The sequence below is a fragment of the Rickettsiales endosymbiont of Stachyamoeba lipophora genome, from assembly GCF_003932735.1.
GTDB lineage: Bacteria > Pseudomonadota > Alphaproteobacteria > Rickettsiales > 33-17 > RICK01.
In genome coordinates this window covers 1,580,424-1,600,263 of sequence record NZ_CP033611.1, presented here as the reverse complement: position 1 = coordinate 1,600,263, position 19,840 = coordinate 1,580,424, and the positions used below count along the sequence as shown (strand labels likewise).

At 30.8% G+C, this 19,840-nt stretch carries 2 protein-coding genes; both read left to right on the top strand.

Features of this window, described 5'->3' with window-relative positions; translation table 11 throughout:
- The first annotated feature begins 14 nt into the window (after window positions 1–14).
- The gene (locus tag EF513_RS07235; RefSeq protein ID WP_125216727.1) at window positions 15–6,392 is read left to right on the top strand and encodes a non-ribosomal peptide synthetase; all 6,378 of its coding nucleotides are present in this window, start codon (window positions 15–17) and stop codon (window positions 6,390–6,392) included.
- Window positions 6,385–19,827, top strand: a complete 13,443-nt coding sequence (locus tag EF513_RS07230; protein WP_164503864.1) for a non-ribosomal peptide synthetase — start codon at window positions 6,385–6,387, stop codon at window positions 19,825–19,827. Before EF513_RS07235 ends, EF513_RS07230 begins: the two co-directional genes overlap by 8 nt.
- Window positions 19,828–19,840: the final 13 nt, after the last annotated feature.

Here is a 19,840-nt window from a genome sequence, read left to right as displayed (position 1 = left end):
TTTAATAAAGCAATATGTATAAAATTCCTCTATCTCCTTATAGTCAAAGTTTTTATATTGAAGGGAAATTAAATCCTTGTAGAAATGACTATAATATAGTTTTTGATCAAACTCTTTCTGGTGATTTAAATGTTTCGAAGCTTTGCAGAATAATACGGAGATTTATATCAAGCTACTTGGTATTTAATAGTCATATTAAAAACGAGGATAGTGAATTATTCTGGGTTCAGAATAATAATATAAATGAATTAGATTTTTTTCATGATCCCATAACTACTGAACATATTGCACAATATATAAAACAACCCTTTAATTTAGAAGAAGGACCTTTATATAGATTTGGGTTAGTGAAATTAAATAACAATGAATATCGTTTAATAATTATATTACATCATTTACTTATAGAAGGTTTAACATTTAATAATTTTTTAGATGAGCTATCAAGCTTCTATAATAATCAAAATCATTATGTTAAATCTTTAGCAGAGCAAATTAATTTGCTTTCTAAACTTTCGAAAAGACAGACGGAAGAACTTAAAAATTTTGAAAAACAGAATATACAATTTTGGGAAAAATCTCTTAGGGAAATAGAGGCTGTTAATTTAAACTTTTTAAAGTTTAACGAGGATAAGTTTTCCTCTAATTCGGCTAATAAAAGAGATATTGATGAAATAAGATTTCACTTTGAGAAAGACGTAATTTTAAAATTAAATGAGCTAAGAGATAAATATAATCTTACCGCTTATATGTTTAGCCAAATTGTCTGGGCAATTTTATACTATAGATATACTAATCAAAACAGATTTGCAGTTAGCTATCCACTGAGCCTAAAGGAAGACAAAGGGTTATTATTTGGAGCACAAATTAATGTAAGTTTTATCCCTTATGATTTTACTCAAGCGAGTACTCCATTAAATATCATTGAGCAAATAAAAGCTTTTCTTCAATCCTTAAGGATTGAAGGTATAAATTATAAGTACTTTCCTACTGCTAATATAATTTCATTAACAAATAAGAACATTATAGATTTTTCTTTTGTGCAGGCAAATTTGAAAAATCACCTTTTGAATTTTGAATATATAACTTCTCGACCTAACAATGAATTAACAAATATCGATTTTATTAACCAGATGCTATTCGATCAGGAAATAGAAAACGATAAAGTTAATTTTCGTATAAGATTTAAAGCCAATATAATAAATAAAACCCTATTAAAAGACTTTATTGAGAACTACAAAGGATTATTTATTCAAATATTAGATGACTTAATAAGTGATAATAATAATCCAAAGAAAATAGAAGATTATGAATTAGCATTATCTAAACAATATAAAGAAATAATCGATAAGTGGAATGCAACGGATAAAGAATTTGAGCAAGAGTTAGTTGTATCTGAGTTATTTGCAAGGGTAGCACAAGAGTATCCTAATAATATAGCGGTGAGATATGATGATATTTCTATAACCTATAAAGAACTTAATGAGCGTTCTAATCAGTTGGCTAATTATTTAAGGAATATAGGAGTTGATAGAGGAACGCTAGTAGTATTAGTGCTTGAGCGCTCAATAGAAATGATAATAAGTATTTTAGCTGTTTTAAAAGTAGGAGGTGCTTATATTCCCCTTGATCCTAGCTATTCTACTGAGAGACTCGAATTTGTAATTAATGATACCCAGGCTCCTATAATTATCACTGACGAAGCAAGTATTGATAAACTACCAATGACTTTTGCAAGAGTAATATGTCTTGAAGAGGAAATAGATTATATAAGTAAAGAATCAGTAAATGAGCCATCATTTAAAACCAAAGCGAATGATCTGGCATATATCATATATACCTCTGGAACTACAGGCAAGCCTAAAGGTGTAATGATTGAGCATAATGGATTATTAAATACAACTTTAGCAATTAGTGATCATAGAAAGATAAATAATGATTCTAGGTTGTTATCAACTGCACCTTATGTTTTTGACTCATTTGCTGGTGAGCTTTACCCAGCTTTGGTTTCAGGCGCATGTTTATTTGTAACCAATGAAGCTATAAGAAAAGAGCTTATTACAATCTATGATTATTGTAATAGATATGAAATTACTCATCTATTTCTTACAACCAAATTGGCAGAAGAATTTCTTTGTTTAGAAGTAGAAAAGCTAAAATTAAAAAATCTGACAATTGCAGGGGAAAAATTAAATAAAGTAAAAATTCCTAACTTTGATATTATTAATGAATATGGCCCCACTGAAAATTCAATTTGTACTACTCAATTTAAATTAAAACCAAATAGCAACAACATCTTTATAGGAACACCTATATCTAACACAAAATGTTATGTGCTTGATAAAAATTTAAAGATATTACCAATAGGAGCTATTGGGGAATTATATATAGGTGGAGTTGGTATTGCTAGGGGGTATTTAAGCAGACCTGATCTTACCGCAGAAAGATTCATAGCTAACCCATTTCAATCAGAGGAGGAAAAAAGAGTTGGTAAGAATGCTAGACTCTATAAAACAGGAGATCTAGTGAGATGGTTACCTGATGGCAACATAGAATATATCGGACGTAAGGACTTTCAAGTAAAGATTAGAGGTTATCGAATTGAGCTAGAAGAAATTGAAAAAGTAATATTAGATTATCCGGGCATTATACAAAGTGCAGTTATTTTAAGAGAAATTTTAAATAATGGCGAAGTATATAATAAATATTTAATTGCATATTATGTTTCCGAAAAAAAAATAGAGGCAGAGAAAATCTCTCAATTTTTGTTTGCCAAATTACCTGAGTATATGGTTCCTGCTATATTTATACAAATAGAAAGCTTACCTCTAACTATTAATGGTAAATTAGATAAAGCAGCGTTACCTGATCCTATATTTACTAATAAAAATGATTATATAGCTCCAAGAAATGAAATAGAGAAAGAGTTATGCCGAATCTGGAGTGAGGTCCTAAACCTACCTGAAGATCAAGTTGGAATTAATGATGATTTCTTCAAATTAGGAGGAAATAGCATTTTAGCAATTAAACTAATTTATAGGATAAATGAGTTGATTGGCAAGATAGTAAGTATTTCCTCTATATTTGAAAATAGTACGACCGAAAGCCTAGCAAATTATATTGTTAACTCTAATGAGGAAGGACATATAATAGAAAAAAAAGTAGTTAATATAGAGCAGCAAGTATTATCATTTGGTCAGGAAAGATTATGGTTTATTGATAGATATGAGGGCGGAACAAACGTTTACAATGCTCCATTAGTATTTAAAATAGCATCTGACGTTAATATAAAATTATTAGAGCAAAGTATTAAAAGTATCATTAGAAGACATGAAATACTTAGAACAATAATTAGAAAAGATAATAACGGAAACTATTATCAATTAGTATTGGAATATAGTGATAATAATGTTCAGATAACAAAAACAAATCTTAATAATAAACAAAATTTAAATCAAGAATTAGAAAAGGATTTAAATTATAAATTTGATTTAAGTAATGAGTACCCAATAAAGATAGCTTTTTATCAAGTTGCTGTACAAAATGGCATGGAATATTATGATGAGGTATATTTAAGTATAATTATTCATCATATAGCTTTTGATGGTTGGTCAATAGATATTTTTACTAAAGAAGTTCTAGAATTTTACCAATATTATTTAAACCTTGCTAAAGGAATAAGAGCTAACTTAAATCTACCCGAGCTTAATGTACAATATAAGGACTTTGCCCTATGGCAAAGAAATTTCTTAATTGGAAAAGCACTAGAAAAACAGCTAAGTTATTGGAAAGATAAATTAATAGGGTATGAATCATTAAATCTTCTTACTGATAAACCCAGACCGGCTTTAATAGATTACAAAGGAAAGGATTTAGAATTTGAATTAGATGAAATAACCTCAAACAATCTAAGAGAATTGGCTAAAGAGTTAAAGGTTAGTCTATATACTTTACTATTAAGTGCTTATTGCTTGATGCTTAAAGTATATAGTAACCAAAATGATTTAATTATAGGAACTCCGTTAGCAAATAGACATTATAATCAAGTAGCTAATTTAATAGGGTTTTTTGTCAATACCTTGCCATTAAGACTGAAAGTAGATGATGCATGGTCTATCAAAGAGTTTATTAATTATGTAAATAAAGAAGTATTAGAGTTGCAGCTGCATCAAGATCTACCTTTTGAAAAACTAGTAGAAGAATTGCAGACAGCCAAAGATACTAGCAGGCACCCAATATTCCAAATAATGTTTGGGGTGCAGAATTTTTATATTAGTGATGAAAATAATCATGTTTTATTAGCTTGCAAGAATAAAACTGATAATTTTGCTAAATTTGACGTCACTACCTTAATTGATGATAGTAAGGTAAAATTAACTGGTACTATAAATTATTCTTTAAGCTTATTTAATGAAACAACCCTTAAAGAGTATATTGAAACTTATATTACCATACTAAAACAATTCTCTAATCTTGGTAAAAATCCTAACCAATTTGAGGATAGTAAACTCAGTTCAATTCATTATCTAAATGATAAAAGATATCAGCAAATTATTTATGAATGGAATCAAACAAACAAAGAGTATCCTATTCAAGCTACTATCAATCAGTTATTTGAAGAACAGGCAAAACAATTCCCAGAAAGGACGGCCATAGTATTTAAAGATACCAAATTAACCTATAAGGAATTGAATGAAAAAGCCAATATTTTAGCAAACCATCTCATTGAGGTTTATCATATTAAAGCTAATGATTTGGTAATAATATTAATGGACCGAGATGAAAATATTATAATATCTATTCTTGCAATCCTTAAGGCAGGAGACGCATATATACCTGTTGATCCTTGTTATCCTGAAAACAGGATAAGAGATATAATTGAGGACAGTCAACCAAAGTTCATTTTAACCACTGATAAATTTAAAGAGCAAGCCCAAAAATACCAGGTAAATATAATTGATATTGGAGAAATTATAAGGCCAGAACAAACAATTTTAAATCATAATCCAATAACTTATAACACAAGTAATGATCTTGCATATGTAATTTATACTTCTGGAACTACAGGTAAACCTAAAGGTGTAATGGTAGAACATAGAGGAGTGATTAATTTAATTGCAGGTATGAAGCTGTTATATTCGGTTTCTCCTCAAAATTGTTTATGGTTTTCCAATTACGTGTTTGATGCTCACATAGAGGAAATTTTCTCTTCTTTATTGAACGGCCATACCTTACATATTATTAGCAATGAGATAAGATACGACTTAATTTTATTAAGCAAATATATAAAAGATAACTCAATTAATATCGCCACTATACCACCTGCTTTATTAGACAATAAAAATATTTTATCTTTAAGTACATTGATTTTAGCAGGTGATAAAAGTGATAAAAATATAGTTAAAAGCTATTTAGAGCATAATGTAAAAGTTATTAATGCTTATGGGCCAAGTGAAGTTACTGTATGTTCAACATTTAACAAATCTAATGGCAATAATGTATCTAATATAGGAAAACCAATCAATAATGTTAAAGCCTATGTATTAGATAGTAACTTACAACCATTACCGATAGGAGCTATTGGGGAGTTATATATAGGAGGAGCGGGTGTTGCTAGGGGATATTTAAATCGACCTGATCTAACACAAGAGAGGTTTATAGCGAATCCATTCCAATCAGAGGAAGAAAAGAAACTAGGTAAGAATGATAGACTCTATAAAACAGGAGATCTAGTGAGATGGTTACCTGATGGTAGCTTAGAATATATTGGGCGTAATGACTTTCAGGTAAAAATCAGAGGTTATCGTATTGAACTTGGAGAGATAGAAGCTGTTCTAACTAGTTATCCTGGAATAAAGCAAAGTGTTGTTATTGTAAAGGAATCTACAGAGAATAATGGTGAAGCTCAGGGTAGCAAATATCTGGTAGGCTATTATGTAGCTGAAGAAGAGATAGATGAAGAACAGTTAAGGAAATATCTAGAAGATAAATTACCTGAATATATGGTGCCGACTATAGTTGTTGCTTTAGAATATATGCCACTTACGGTAAATGGTAAGATAGATAGAAAGGTATTACCAGAGCTAATATTAAGCAAACAAGATAATTATGTAGCGCCACGTAATGAACTAGAGAAAGAGTTATGCGCCATCTGGAGTGAAGTGCTAGGCATAGGACCAGACAAAATAAGCATCCAAGATGATTTCTTTAAACTGGGGGGTAATAGTATCCTGGCGATGAAACTAACTAACTTATTAAATAGCAGACTCAATATTAATATAAAAGTCCTTAATATATTCATTTATAAAAATATCGAGAAGTTAACAAACAAAGTTATAACTCCTCTTATTGAACAATTATCAGTTGAGGATGAATACGAGGTATTGGATGTGTGATATAGAATTTATAAGTAACCTCTATAGTTTCATTGCATGTGGAGCTATATTTAAATTAGTTAATAATGAGGTTGAAGTGCTGATTAAAAAATCAGTTTCTTCGGAATCAAAGTTAAAAGTAATAACTTTTACTAAAGAATATAATAATAAATTATATAAACTTCTTTCCTTAAATAATAATATATTAAATTCATATACCCTGATTTATAAATTCACTGAGGAAAGTAACGTATTATCTTTCAGCCAAGAAAGACTATGGTTTGTTGACAGGTATGAAGGTGGCACGAATGCTTATAATATACCTATCATTTGCCGTTTAAGTAATAATGTTAATATTGAAGTATTAGAAAAGGCTATTAGAGGAATAGTTAATAGGCATGAAGTCCTTAGAACAATTATTAAAGAAAATGACCAGGGTAATGCTCAACAATTAGTTCAGGATGATGTACAGATTTCTTTGCAAGTTACTAAAGAGGTTTTTTATCATAAAAATGATTTAGAGCAAGAAATTGCCAATTTAGCAAATCATATATTTGATTTAAGCTGTGAATATCCAATTAAAATAGGCGTTTACAATATATTAAAGGATCAAACTGATAACTCATATAGTGATAATGCTGAGAATTATTTATGTATATTAGTCCATCACATAGCTTTTGATGGTTGGTCCAAGGAAATTTTTTTAAAAGAATTACAAGTGTTTTATAATTACTATTTATTAGCACTGCAAGGACTAGAAGTAGATCTATCTTTACCACCACTTTCTATTCAATATAATGATTATTCCCTATGGCAAAGGAGCTATTTAAACAAGGAAAAAGTTAGAGATTTTGTTATTTATTGGAAAAATAAGTTAAAAGATTATGAGAATCTCAACTTACCTACAGATGCACCAAGGCCGTTAGAAATAGATTATAATGGTAGAGATATTGATTTTGAGTTAGATGAAGCTACCTCTACTTCTCTTCGTCAGTTAGCCAGAAAGTTAGGTGTAAGCCTATTTAGTGTTTTGTTAAGTGCTTATTACTTAATGTTGAGAGTATATAGTAATCAGGATGATTTGGTTGTAGGTACGCCGATTGCTAATAGGGATAATAAACAAATTCAAAATCTAATTGGATTTTTTATTAATTCTCTAGTTATTAGAATCAAAATAAACAATAATCTTACTATAGAAGAATTTATTCAGTTAACTGCAAAAGAAGTTATAGAAGCTCAAATCAATCATGAGTTACCGTTTGAACGAATAGTAGAGGAGTTATGTCAAACTAAAGATCCTAGTAGGCATCCTATATTTCAGGTTTTATTCTCTGTTCAAAGTTTCAGCAATGAAGATTATTCATGCCTTGCAGATAATTCTAAAATTGAAGTATGTAATTTTAACAATATTATTACTAATAAAGCTAAATTTGACCTTAGTGTTTATATAGATGATAGTCAATCGTGCTTAAAAGGATGCTTTAATTACGCTACCTCACTATTCAATGAATCAACAATAAGGAATTACATTGAAGCATATATACAAATATTAAAGCAATTTGCTCAACTAAGCATTGGGACTCAAGATCAATCAGCTTTGAAAGTAAGTGATATTTCTTATCTAAATGAACATCAATTTAAAAAAATTGTATGTGAGTGGAATTCTAATCAACTCAATTTTACTTCTAATAAAACAATTCATGAATTATTTAAGTCTCAAGTAGAGAAAACACCTAATAATATAGCTATAACTTTCCAAGGAAAAAATTTTACTTATAAAGAACTCGATCAGATTTCAAATCAATTAGCCCATTATTTAATCAATAGTTATAGAATTAAAGCCGAAGAACTTTTAATATTATGTCTTGATAGAAACGAACAAATTTTAATTTCAATACTTGCAATCCTTAAGGCTGGCGGAGCCTATGTCCCTATTGATCCAACATACCCTAAAGATAGGATAGAATATATCATACATGATACTAAAGCTTCTATAATCATTACTAATGAAAAGTTTCAAGATAAATTTCCCTTTAATTCGAGCAATCAGGTTATACTCATTGATAATGAAGAAATTAGAGAAAAAATATCTATCCAAGATAAGAGTTTTCCACTTGTAGATATTCCTAGTAATAACCTCGCTTATGTTATTTATACCTCAGGTACCACCGGTAAACCTAAAGGTGTATTACAAACTCATAGTAATGTCTTAAGGTTATTTACTGCCACTGATAAATGGTATGGATTTAATGATAAAGAGGTATGGACTTTGTTTCATTCCTTCGTATTTGACTTTAGTGTATGGGAAATGTGGGGAGCTTTAATATATGGAGGGAAACTAGTTATACCTTCTTATGATGAAACTCGTGATTTTGAACTATTCTATGAATTATGCAAAAAAGAAAAAGTTACAGTACTTAATCTGACACCTAGCGCTTTTTATCAATTTTCCGATATTGCAGCAAACAAGAAAGCTAATGATCAGTTAGAATGTCTAAAATATATAATATTTGGTGGTGAGGCTTTAAAATTATCCCAGTTAAAAAGCTGGTTTATTAAATATGGTTACGTAAAGCCCAGACTTATTAACATGTATGGCATAACAGAAACTACAGTCCATGTAACATATAAGCTAATAGAAAAAGACGAGTTAGAGTATAACAATAATATCGGACATGTAATCCCAGATCTAACCGCTTATGTATTAGACAATAACTTACAGCCATTACCGATAGGAGCTATTGGGGAGTTATATATAGGAGGAGCTGGGGTTGCTAGAGGTTATCTAAACAGGCATGACCTTACCGCAGAAAGATTCGTAACTAACCCATTCCAATCAGACGAAGAAAAGAGGGCTGGTAAGAATGCTAGACTCTATAAAACAGGAGACCTAGTAAGATGGTTACCTGATGGCAATTTAGAATATATAGGGCGTAATGACTTCCAAGTGAAGATCAGAGGATATCGAATTGAACTGGGAGAAATAGAAGCTGGCCTAACTAGCTATCCTGGAATAAAGCAGAGTGTTGTTATTGTAAAGGAACCTACAGAGAGTAATGGTGAAGCTCAGGGTAGCAAATATCTGGTAGGTTATTATGTAGCTGAAGAAGATATAGATGAAGAACACTTAAGAAAGTATCTAGCAGCTAAATTACCTGAATATATGGTGCCAGCTATACTGATTGCTTTAGATAAAATGCCACTAACGATAAATGGTAAGATAGATAGGAAAGCATTACCAGAGCCAATATTAAGCAAACAAGATAATTATGTAGCGCCACGTAATGAACTAGAGAAAGAGTTATGCGCTATCTGGGGTGAAGTACTTGGAATAGAACCAGATAAAATAAGCATCCAAGATGATTTCTTTAGATTAGGTGGGGATAGTATCATTAGTATCCAGCTAGTAAGCAGAATCAGACGCAGGTTAGGATTAAGTGTTAGCGTAAAAGACATTTTTAACTTCAAATCCATAGAAAAGCTTTATGATAATGTTTTAAGTAAAACTGTTAGTGAAGAGGTGACACTAAATAGTGAACACGGCATTCTTGATGGCACTGTGCCCCTATTACCTATACAAGAATGGTTCTTTGCTAATAAATTTGAGAAATTTAACCATTGGAACCAAGCTTTCATAGTAAAAGTACCTGATCTAGATATAGAAAAATTAAAAACCTCATTAGAGAAGCTAATCGAGCACCACGATGCTTTTAGGTTAAGATATAGGAAATTAGGCGATGGTAACTATGAACAATATTACGCCAGTAAAGCTCAAGCTGAAAGCTTAATGACCCTTGATATAAGTCAACTTAATACTCAAGAAAGTACAGAAGAGTTTAATATTCAATTACAACAGATATTAACCGATTGGCAAAGCAATTTTGATATCGAGAAAGGACCATTATATAGCATCGGCTATATACATGGTTATAAAGATGGTAGTGCAAGGTTATGGTTTGCGCTACATCATTTAATAATAGATACGGTAAGCTGGAGAATTATAACTGAAGATCTAAAACGTTTATATAATGAAGAAGAATTAGGAGCTAAAAGTAGCAGCTATAGGCAATGGGCTAACGCTATCAAAGAATATGCTAACCAACATAAAGAAGAAACAACTTATTGGAATAATATTACCTCGGATTACAATAGCTCCATTCTCGAGCGATTAGTTAAAGATGGTTATCGCAGTTATGCTGCGTTGGAACTAAGTGAGAACTATACTAAGAAGTTATTACGAGAAAGTAATTATACCTATAATACTCAGGTAAACGATATTTTGTTAACTGCCTTAGGACTCACCTTAAGTGAATTATTGGGAAATAAAATTAACCATATATTACTTGAAGGACATGGAAGAGAGAATAACGATAATAAGCTTGATATAAGCAGGACTGTTGGCTGGTTTACAAGTATGTATCCTGTACGCTTAGAGGTACAAGAGGATATAGGTAACACCATCAAAGCAGTAAAAGAGTCATTAAGGCAAATACCAAATAAAGGCATAGGCTATGGAGCACTTCTGGGTTACAAACCTGATATCCTTCCTAAAATTGCCTTTAATTATTTGGGACAGCTGGATTTAGAAAATAGGAATAGTGCGTGGAGTATATTGAGTGAAAGTGGTGGCTTAGCTATTAATCAAAATAATCATGATAATAATATAATTAATATCAATGGCTCAGTTACTAATGAAAAATTAAAGTTTGAGGTTGTTAGTAAACTTGACTCTGCAACCACCCTTGAAATTGCTCAGAAATTTAAATCTAATCTAGAAGGGGTGATAAGCTATACTATAAACCAAAGCAGACATTATCTTACCTCAAGCGACGTAAATAACATTATTAGCCAAGAATATTTAGATAACCTTCAGCAAGAAAAAGAGATTGAAGCGGTATATTTAGCAAATAGTCTGCAACAAGGTTTTATCTATCATGCTCTAAATCAAGGAGAGATTGATGATGCCTATTTAGTGCAATTATTGTTTCATTATCATACCTCAATAAAAGTAGATGAACTGAAATCAGCCTGGAAATATGCTCAAAATAGATTCGAAGCTTTACGTTTAAGATTAGCTTGGCAGGATGAATTAGTCCAAATAATAGATAAAGAAGGCAGCTTGGATTGGAGATATATAGATTTAAGCCAAGAAGATCAGCATGGCCGTGAAGAAGCAGTAAAAAATATCCAAGCAAAAGATAGAAAAGAACCTTATTTGCTGGATAAAGGATGCTTATTTAGAATCTATATAATTAAACAAAGAACAAATCTTTATACATGTTTATTAAGTTTTCATCATGCAATATTAGATGGATGGAGTTATCCTATAATACTAGGGTATGTTCATGAGGTTTATACAAAACTTCTAATAGGTGAAAAAGTAGTTTTATATATTGATAAAAGCTATCAAGAAGTCCAAAAATACTTACAAGAAAATAAGTTTAGTAATCATAATTATTGGAAAAATTATATTTCTCAAATTGAGAATAAACCTGATTTGAGTAGTTTATTAATTGAAAATTCTAAATATAGAAATATTAAGCTAAGTGAATATAGATATATAACACAATTTACCGAGAAGACTTTAGAAATTAAGGGTGCATTATATAATAACCTAAAAAATCTTTCATATAGGGAAGGGGTGACTATAAATGTTATTTTACAATATGTATGGCATAAGATATTAAGCATATATGGTAATAGCAATCAGAGTATAGTAGGAACTACAATCTCAGGTAGAAATCTACCTATTGATAATATTGAAAGTTCGGTAGGTCTATTTATCAATACTCTGCCATTAATTTTAGACCATCAAGCCTCAAATGATAAAAGCATTATCGAGATTTTAAAAGGACTACAAGAGGATATTAATGAGCTTAACATTAGAAGTAACGTTAACTTAGCTGATTTACAGCATCATGGAGAAAGATTATTTGATACTCTGTTTGTGTATGAAAACTTTCCTTCGCACAATAATGAATTAAATGCGAAGCTCAAGATAGAGATAGAAGGGATGACGGATAAGATAGATTATCCTATAAGCGTAACTGCTTACGAAGACAGCAAACAAATAAAATTTATTCTTAGATATGCAGGGGAATTATTTAGTGATAATACCATAAATAAACTGTTTTTACTTACTGAGAATATTTTACAGCAGCTAATACAAAGTTATAACAAGCCTGCTTCCCAGCTAAGATGCTTACCTGAAGCACAATATAATGAGTTAATCAGTAAGTGGAATGCAACAGATAAAGAGTTTGAGCAAGAGTTAGTTGTACCTGAGTTATTTGCAAAGGTAGCACAAGAGTATCCTAATAATATAGCGGTTAGATATGGTGATATTTCTATAACCTATAAAGAACTTAATGAGCGTTCTAATCAATTGGCTAATTATTTAAGGAACATAGGAGTTGATAGAGGAACGCTTGTAGTATTAGTGCTTGAACGTTCAATAGAAATGATAATAAGTATATTGGGTATATTAAAAACCGGAGGTGCTTATATTCCTCTAGATCCCACCTATTCTACCGAAAGAATTCAGTTTGTAATTAATGATAGTAAAGCTAAATTCATTTTAACAAATGAAGAAAATAAAGGTAACATTCAAAATTTAGATATTAGCTTAATTAGTACACAAATAATTAGAGATTTAGGAGTGGATAAAAGTCCTTCCTCTTTAATTCTTAATTCCATTACCAATACCAATTTTAATGATTTAGCTTATATTATATATACTTCTGGAACTACAGGCACGCCTAAAGGCGTAATGATCGAGCATCAAAGCTTAGTAAATTATATTAATAATGTAAAAGAACATGGATTAATTGCTTGTAATGATAGAGTGGATTTTTCAACTAATATCGGTTTTGATTTAACTGTTACTACTACTATAGCTGCCCTTTGCATTGGTGCAGAAGTTGCGATTTATTCTGGACAGCTGCAAGATTTGGATTGTTATAAGCAGCATTTAATCAAGAATAACGTCAATGTTGTTAAGTTAGTACCAAGCTACTTTGAACTTCTGATAGATGATTTAGCTTCTACTTCGGTAAATAAGATTATTTTAGGAGGCGAGAAAATAAATAATAATCTACTACAGAGGTTAGACGATATAGTAGAGAACAATAAAAATCTTAGTGAGTTAAAATTATATGATGAGTACGGTCCTACTGAAACCACAGTTGGAGCATGTATTAAGGAAGTATATCCTGAAGGTAATCTTGATATTGGTAAGCCATATTATAATTATAAAGCCTATGTATTAGATAGTAACTTACAACCATTACCGATAGGAGCTATTGGGGAATTATATATAGGAGGAGCGGGTGTTGCTAGAGGTTATTTAAACAGAGCTGATCTGACAAAAGAAAGATTTATAGCTAATCCGTTCCAATCAGAGGAAGAAAAGAGGGCTGGTAAGAATGCTAGACTCTATAAAACAGGAGACCTAGTAAGATGGTTACCTGATAGCAATTTAGAATATATTGGCCGTAATGATTTCCAGGTAAAAATCAGAGGATATCGGATTGAACTGGGAGAAATAGAAGCTGGCCTAACTAGCTATCCTGGAATAAAGCAGAGTGTTATTATTGTAAAGGAACCTACAGAGAGTAATGGTGAAGCTCAGGGTAGCAAATATCTGGTAGGTTATTATGTAGCTGAAGAAGATATAGATGAAGAACACTTAAGAAAGTATCTAGCAGCTAAATTACCTGAATATATGGTGCCAGCTATACTGATTGCTTTAGATAAAATGCCACTAACGATAAATGGTAAGATAGATAGGAAAGCATTACCAGAGCCAATATTAAGCAAACAAGATAATTATGTAGCGCCACGTAATGAACTAGAGAAAGAGTTATGCGCTATCTGGGGTGAAGTACTTGGAATAGAACCAGATAAAATAAGCATCCAAGATGATTTCTTTAGATTAGGTGGGGATAGTATCATTAGTATCCAGCTAGTAAGCAGAATCAGACGTAAGCTAGGATTAAACATTACTGTAAAAGATATCTTTAACTTCAAATCTATAGAAAGACTTTACGATAACGTTTTAAGTAAATCTTCAGATGAAGAAACAGAGTTAAATATTGAGCATGGGGTACTTGAAGGCGAGGTACCATTATTACCTATACAAGAATGGTTTTTTGCCAATAAATTTGAGAAGCCTAACCATTGGAACCAAGCTTTTATAGTAAAAATACCAACGTTAGATATAGAGAGACTTAAAAATTCATTAGAAAAACTGATTACACATCATGATGCTTTTAGGTTAAGATATAGGAAATTAGCCGATGGTAACTATGAACAATATTACGATAGTAATGTTCAAGCTGAAAGCTTAAATATTCTTGATCTAAGTAAACTGAGTGTTCAAGAGGGCACAGAAGAGTTTAGGCTCCAATTACAACAGATATTAACTAGCTGGCAAAGTAACTTTGATATCGAGAAAGGTCCATTATATAGCGTTGGCTATATTTATTGTTATAAAGATGGTAGTGCAAGGTTATGGTTTGCATTACATCATTTAATAATAGATACGGTAAGTTGGAGAATAATAACTGAAGATCTAAATCGTCTATACAATGAAGAAGAATTAGGAGCTAAGAGTAGCAGCTATAGACAGTGGGCTAATGCTATCAAAGAATATGCTCATCAGCATTCAGAGGAAGCAAACTATTGGGCGAAGATAACTGTAGATCATGATAATAAAGCCTTAGAACAATTAGTGAACAACAACACTGAGTGTAATTATGTTGAGCTAGGATTAAGTGAAGAGTATACTAAGAAGTTACTACGAGAAAGTAATAATGCCTATAATACTCAAGTAAATGATATTTTGCTAACTGCCCTAGGATTCACCTTAAGTGAATTATTAGGAAATAAAATTAACCATATATTACTTGAAGGACATGGAAGAGAGAATAACGATAATAAGCTTGATATAAGCAGGACTGTTGGCTGGTTTACAAGTATGTATCCTGTGCGATTGGAGGTACAAAATGATATAGGTAGTAGTATTAAGGCAGTGAAAGAGTCATTAAGGGAAATACCAAATAAAGGGATAGGTTATGGAGCTTTTAAAGGTTATCAACCTAATATTCTCCCTAAGATTGTCTTTAATTATTTGGGACAGCTAGATGCTGCTGCTTTAACTGTCTCTAAAAATAATTTCTGGAACATTACTGAAGAAGAAAGTGGAATACAGGTAGACCAAGAAAATCATATATTTAATATAATTAATATTAATTGTTTGGTTATAAACGGTGCTCTTAAATTTAAGATAGGTACTAAACTTGATAATGATACTACGAACAATCTAGCAATCACTCTACAAGAGAAACTTAAATATATTATAGATTATACCTCTATTCAGACAAAAAGTTTTTTAACAAGAAGTGATATAGATAATATTATTAGCCAAGAATATTTAGATATACTTCAACAAGAAAAAGAGATTGAAGCTGTATATTTAGCCAACAGTTTGCAACAAGGTTTTATTTATCATGCACTAAATCAAGGAGAGATTGATGATGCTTATTTAGTACAACTAATATGGGATTATTATGATTCAATAGATATTAAAAAACTGAAATTAGCCTGGGAATATGCTCAAAAAAAATTTGGCGCATTAAGATTGAGATTAGCTTGGCAGGATGAATTAGTCCAAATAATAGATAAAGAAGGCAGCTTGGATTGGAGGTATATAGATTTAAGCCAAGAAGACCAGCATACCTGTGAAGAAGCAATAAAAAATATCCAAGCAAAAGATAGAAAAGAGCCTTATTCGCTGGATAAAGGATGTTTATTTAGAATTTATATAATTAAACAAAAGGCAAATCTTTATACATGCTTATTTAGTTCTCATCATGCAATATTAGATGGATGGAGTACTGCAGTCTTAGTATCATATATACATGGCACTTATATTAATCTTAACGAAGGAAGGAAAATTTCCTTATACGTTGATAAAAGTTATCAAGACGTCCAGAAGTACTTACAAGAAAATAAGTTTAGTAATCATAATTATTGGAAAAGTTATATTTCTCAAATTGAGAATAAACCTGATTTGAGTAGTTTATTAATTGATAACAAAGAATTCAGAAGTATAAATGTAACAACCTATAAACGCATTATTAATCATAAAGAGCAAACTTTAATAATTAAAGATAACTTATATCATACTTTAAAAGAGCTTACTTATAAGGAAGGGGTAACTATAAATGTTATTTTACAATATGCATGGCATAAAGTATTAAGCATATATGGTAATAGTACCCAAACTATAGTAGGAACTACAGTCTCAGGTAGAAATTTACCTGTAGATAATATTGAAAGTTCGGTGGGGTTATTTATCAATACTCTACCATTAATTTTAGACCATCAAGCTTCAAATAATAAAAGCATTATCGAGATCTTAAAAGGTCTTCAGGAAGATATTAATGAGCTTAGCATTAGAAGTAACGTTAACTTAGCTGATCTACAGCATCGCGGTGAAAGATTATTTGACACTTTATTTGTATATGAAAATTATCCTGCTCAAACTATAGAAATACCAGGAAAATTGAATATAGAGTTTAAAGAGGTAATAGAGAAACTAGATTATCCGCTAGGTGTAACCGCTTATGAGGATGGAGATCAAATTAAATTCTTATTTAGATATGCAGGGGAATTATTTAGTGATAATACCATAAATAAACTGTTTTTACTTACTGAGAATATTTTACAGCAGCTAATACAAAATTATAACAAGCCTGCTTCCCAGCTAAGATGCTTACCTGAAGCACAATATAATGAGTTAATCAGTAAGTGGAATGCAACAGATAAAGAGTTTGAGCAAGAGTTAGTTGTACCTGAGTTATTTGCAAGGGTAGCACAAGAGTATCCTAATAATATAGCGGTTAGATATGGTGATATTTCTATAACCTATAAAGAACTTAATGAGCGTTCTAATCAATTGGCTAATTATTTAAGGAACATAGGAGTTGATAGAGGAACGCTTGTAGTATTAGTGCTTGAACGTTCAATAGAAATGATAATAAGTATATTGGGTATATTAAAAACCGGAGGTGCTTATATTCCTCTAGATCCCACCTATTCTACCGAAAGAATTCAGTTTGTAATTAATGATAGTAAAGCTAAATTCATTTTAACAAATGAAGAAAATAAAGGTAACATTCAAAATTTAGATATTAGCTTAATTAGTACACAAATAATTAGAGATTTAGGAGTGGATAAAAGTCCTTCCTCTTTAATTCTTAATTCCATTACCAATACCAATTTTAATGATTTAGCTTATATTATATATACTTCTGGAACTACAGGCACGCCTAAAGGCGTAATGATCGAGCATCAAAGCTTAGTAAATTATATTAATAATGTAAAAGAACATGGATTAATTGCTTGTAATGATAGAGTGGATTTTTCAACTAATATCGGTTTTGATTTAACTGTTACTACTACTATAGCTGCCCTTTGCATTGGTGCAGAAGTTGCGATTTATTCTGGACAGCTGCAAGATTTGGATTGTTATAAGCAGCATTTAATCAAGAATAACGTCAATGTTGTTAAGTTAGTACCAAGCTACTTTGAACTTCTGATAGATGATTTAGCTTCTACTTCGGTAAATAAGATTATTTTAGGAGGCGAGAAAATAAATAATAATCTACTACAGAGGTTAGACGATATAGTAGAGAACAATAAAAATCTTAGTGAGTTAAAATTATATGATGAGTACGGTCCTACTGAAACCACAGTTGGAGCATGTATTAAGGAAGTATATCCTGAAGGTAATCTTGATATTGGTAAGCCATATTATAATTATAAAGCCTATGTATTAGATAGTAACTTACAACCATTACCGATAGGAGCTATTGGGGAATTATATATAGGAGGAGCGGGTGTTGCTAGAGGTTATTTAAACAGAGCTGATCTGACAAAAGAAAGATTTATAGCTAATCCGTTCCAATCAGAGGAAGAAAAGAGGGCTGGTAAGAATGCTAGACTCTATAAAACAGGAGACCTAGTAAGATGGTTACCTGATAGCAATTTAGAATATATTGGCCGTAATGATTTCCAGGTAAAAATCAGAGGATATCGGATTGAACTGGGAGAAATAGAAGCTGGCCTAACTAGCTATCCTGGAATAAAGCAGAGTGTTATTATTGTAAAGGAACCTACAGAGAGTAATGGTGAAGCTCAGGGTAGCAAATATCTGGTAGGTTATTATGTAGCTGAAGAAGATATAGATGAAGAACACTTAAGAAAGTATCTGGCAGATAAATTACCTGAATATATGGTGCCAGCTATACTGATTGCTTTAGATAAAATGCCACTAACGATAAATGGTAAAATAGATAGGAAAGCATTACCAGAGCCAATATTAAGCAAACAAGATAATTATGTAGCGCCACGTAATGAACTAGAGAAAGAGTTATGCGCTATCTGGGGTGAAGTACTTGGCATAGAACCAGAGAAAATAAGTATCCATGATGATTTCTTTAAACTGGGTGGTAATAGTATCATGGCGATAAAGCTAGTAACCAAGGTAAATAAATTATACAATTTTTATGTAAAGATAGCAGATATATTTATAGATAGATGTATTGCAGCTTTAGTTCCTAAAATAAATAAAATGCAATATAATTATCAAAGCATTATTCTATTAAATAATGCTCCAAATAAGCAAAAAATGTTTATGGTACATCCTGGTAAATCAGGTTGTGAGGTTTATAGCTCTCTTGCTAAAAGGTTATCAAGTCATTTTAGTTGTTATGGTATTGATTCATACAATTTATATCATGAACAAAAGATAAGAGATTTAAACTTACTAGCTGAGTATTATTTATCAGAAATGGATAAAATCCTAACAGAAACTCAAGAAAAATATTTTTTATTAGGATGGTCTTTAGGTGGTAAAATTGCTTTAGAGATTGCTCGTCTTTTAGAGAAGCGTCATCCAGTCAAAGAGATTAATGTGTGCTTATTAAATACTATGCTCATAGATAATAATTTGATTGAATTAAGTAAAGATATTGATGATGAGATAATCAAAGATGATTATAGAAAATATTACACCCGCCAAGGCTTTGAACCTTCATATATAGAGAGAATGATTTCTAATATTACTGTAGAAAATAAACTTGGAAAACAGGAAAACTTTTCTGTATTGAAGAAAACAAAAGTCCTGTTGTTTAAAGCAATGCTTAAAGATTCTATAATTAATAGGCCGCCATTTGAGGATATTTACAGATATTCATTAACTCTTGATTACAATAATATTGATAAAATTGTTTTAAATCAATCTCACATTAAAGTAATTAAAGTTAACAATGCTCATCATAATAATCTTTTGAATCAAGAAGAAGTGCTAGTTAGTGAACTGAACAATTGGTATAACCTTAGTTCTAATACGAATGCTGAGAAGCTTGAATTATTAGAACATACGGTTTAGTTATTGGTAGTAA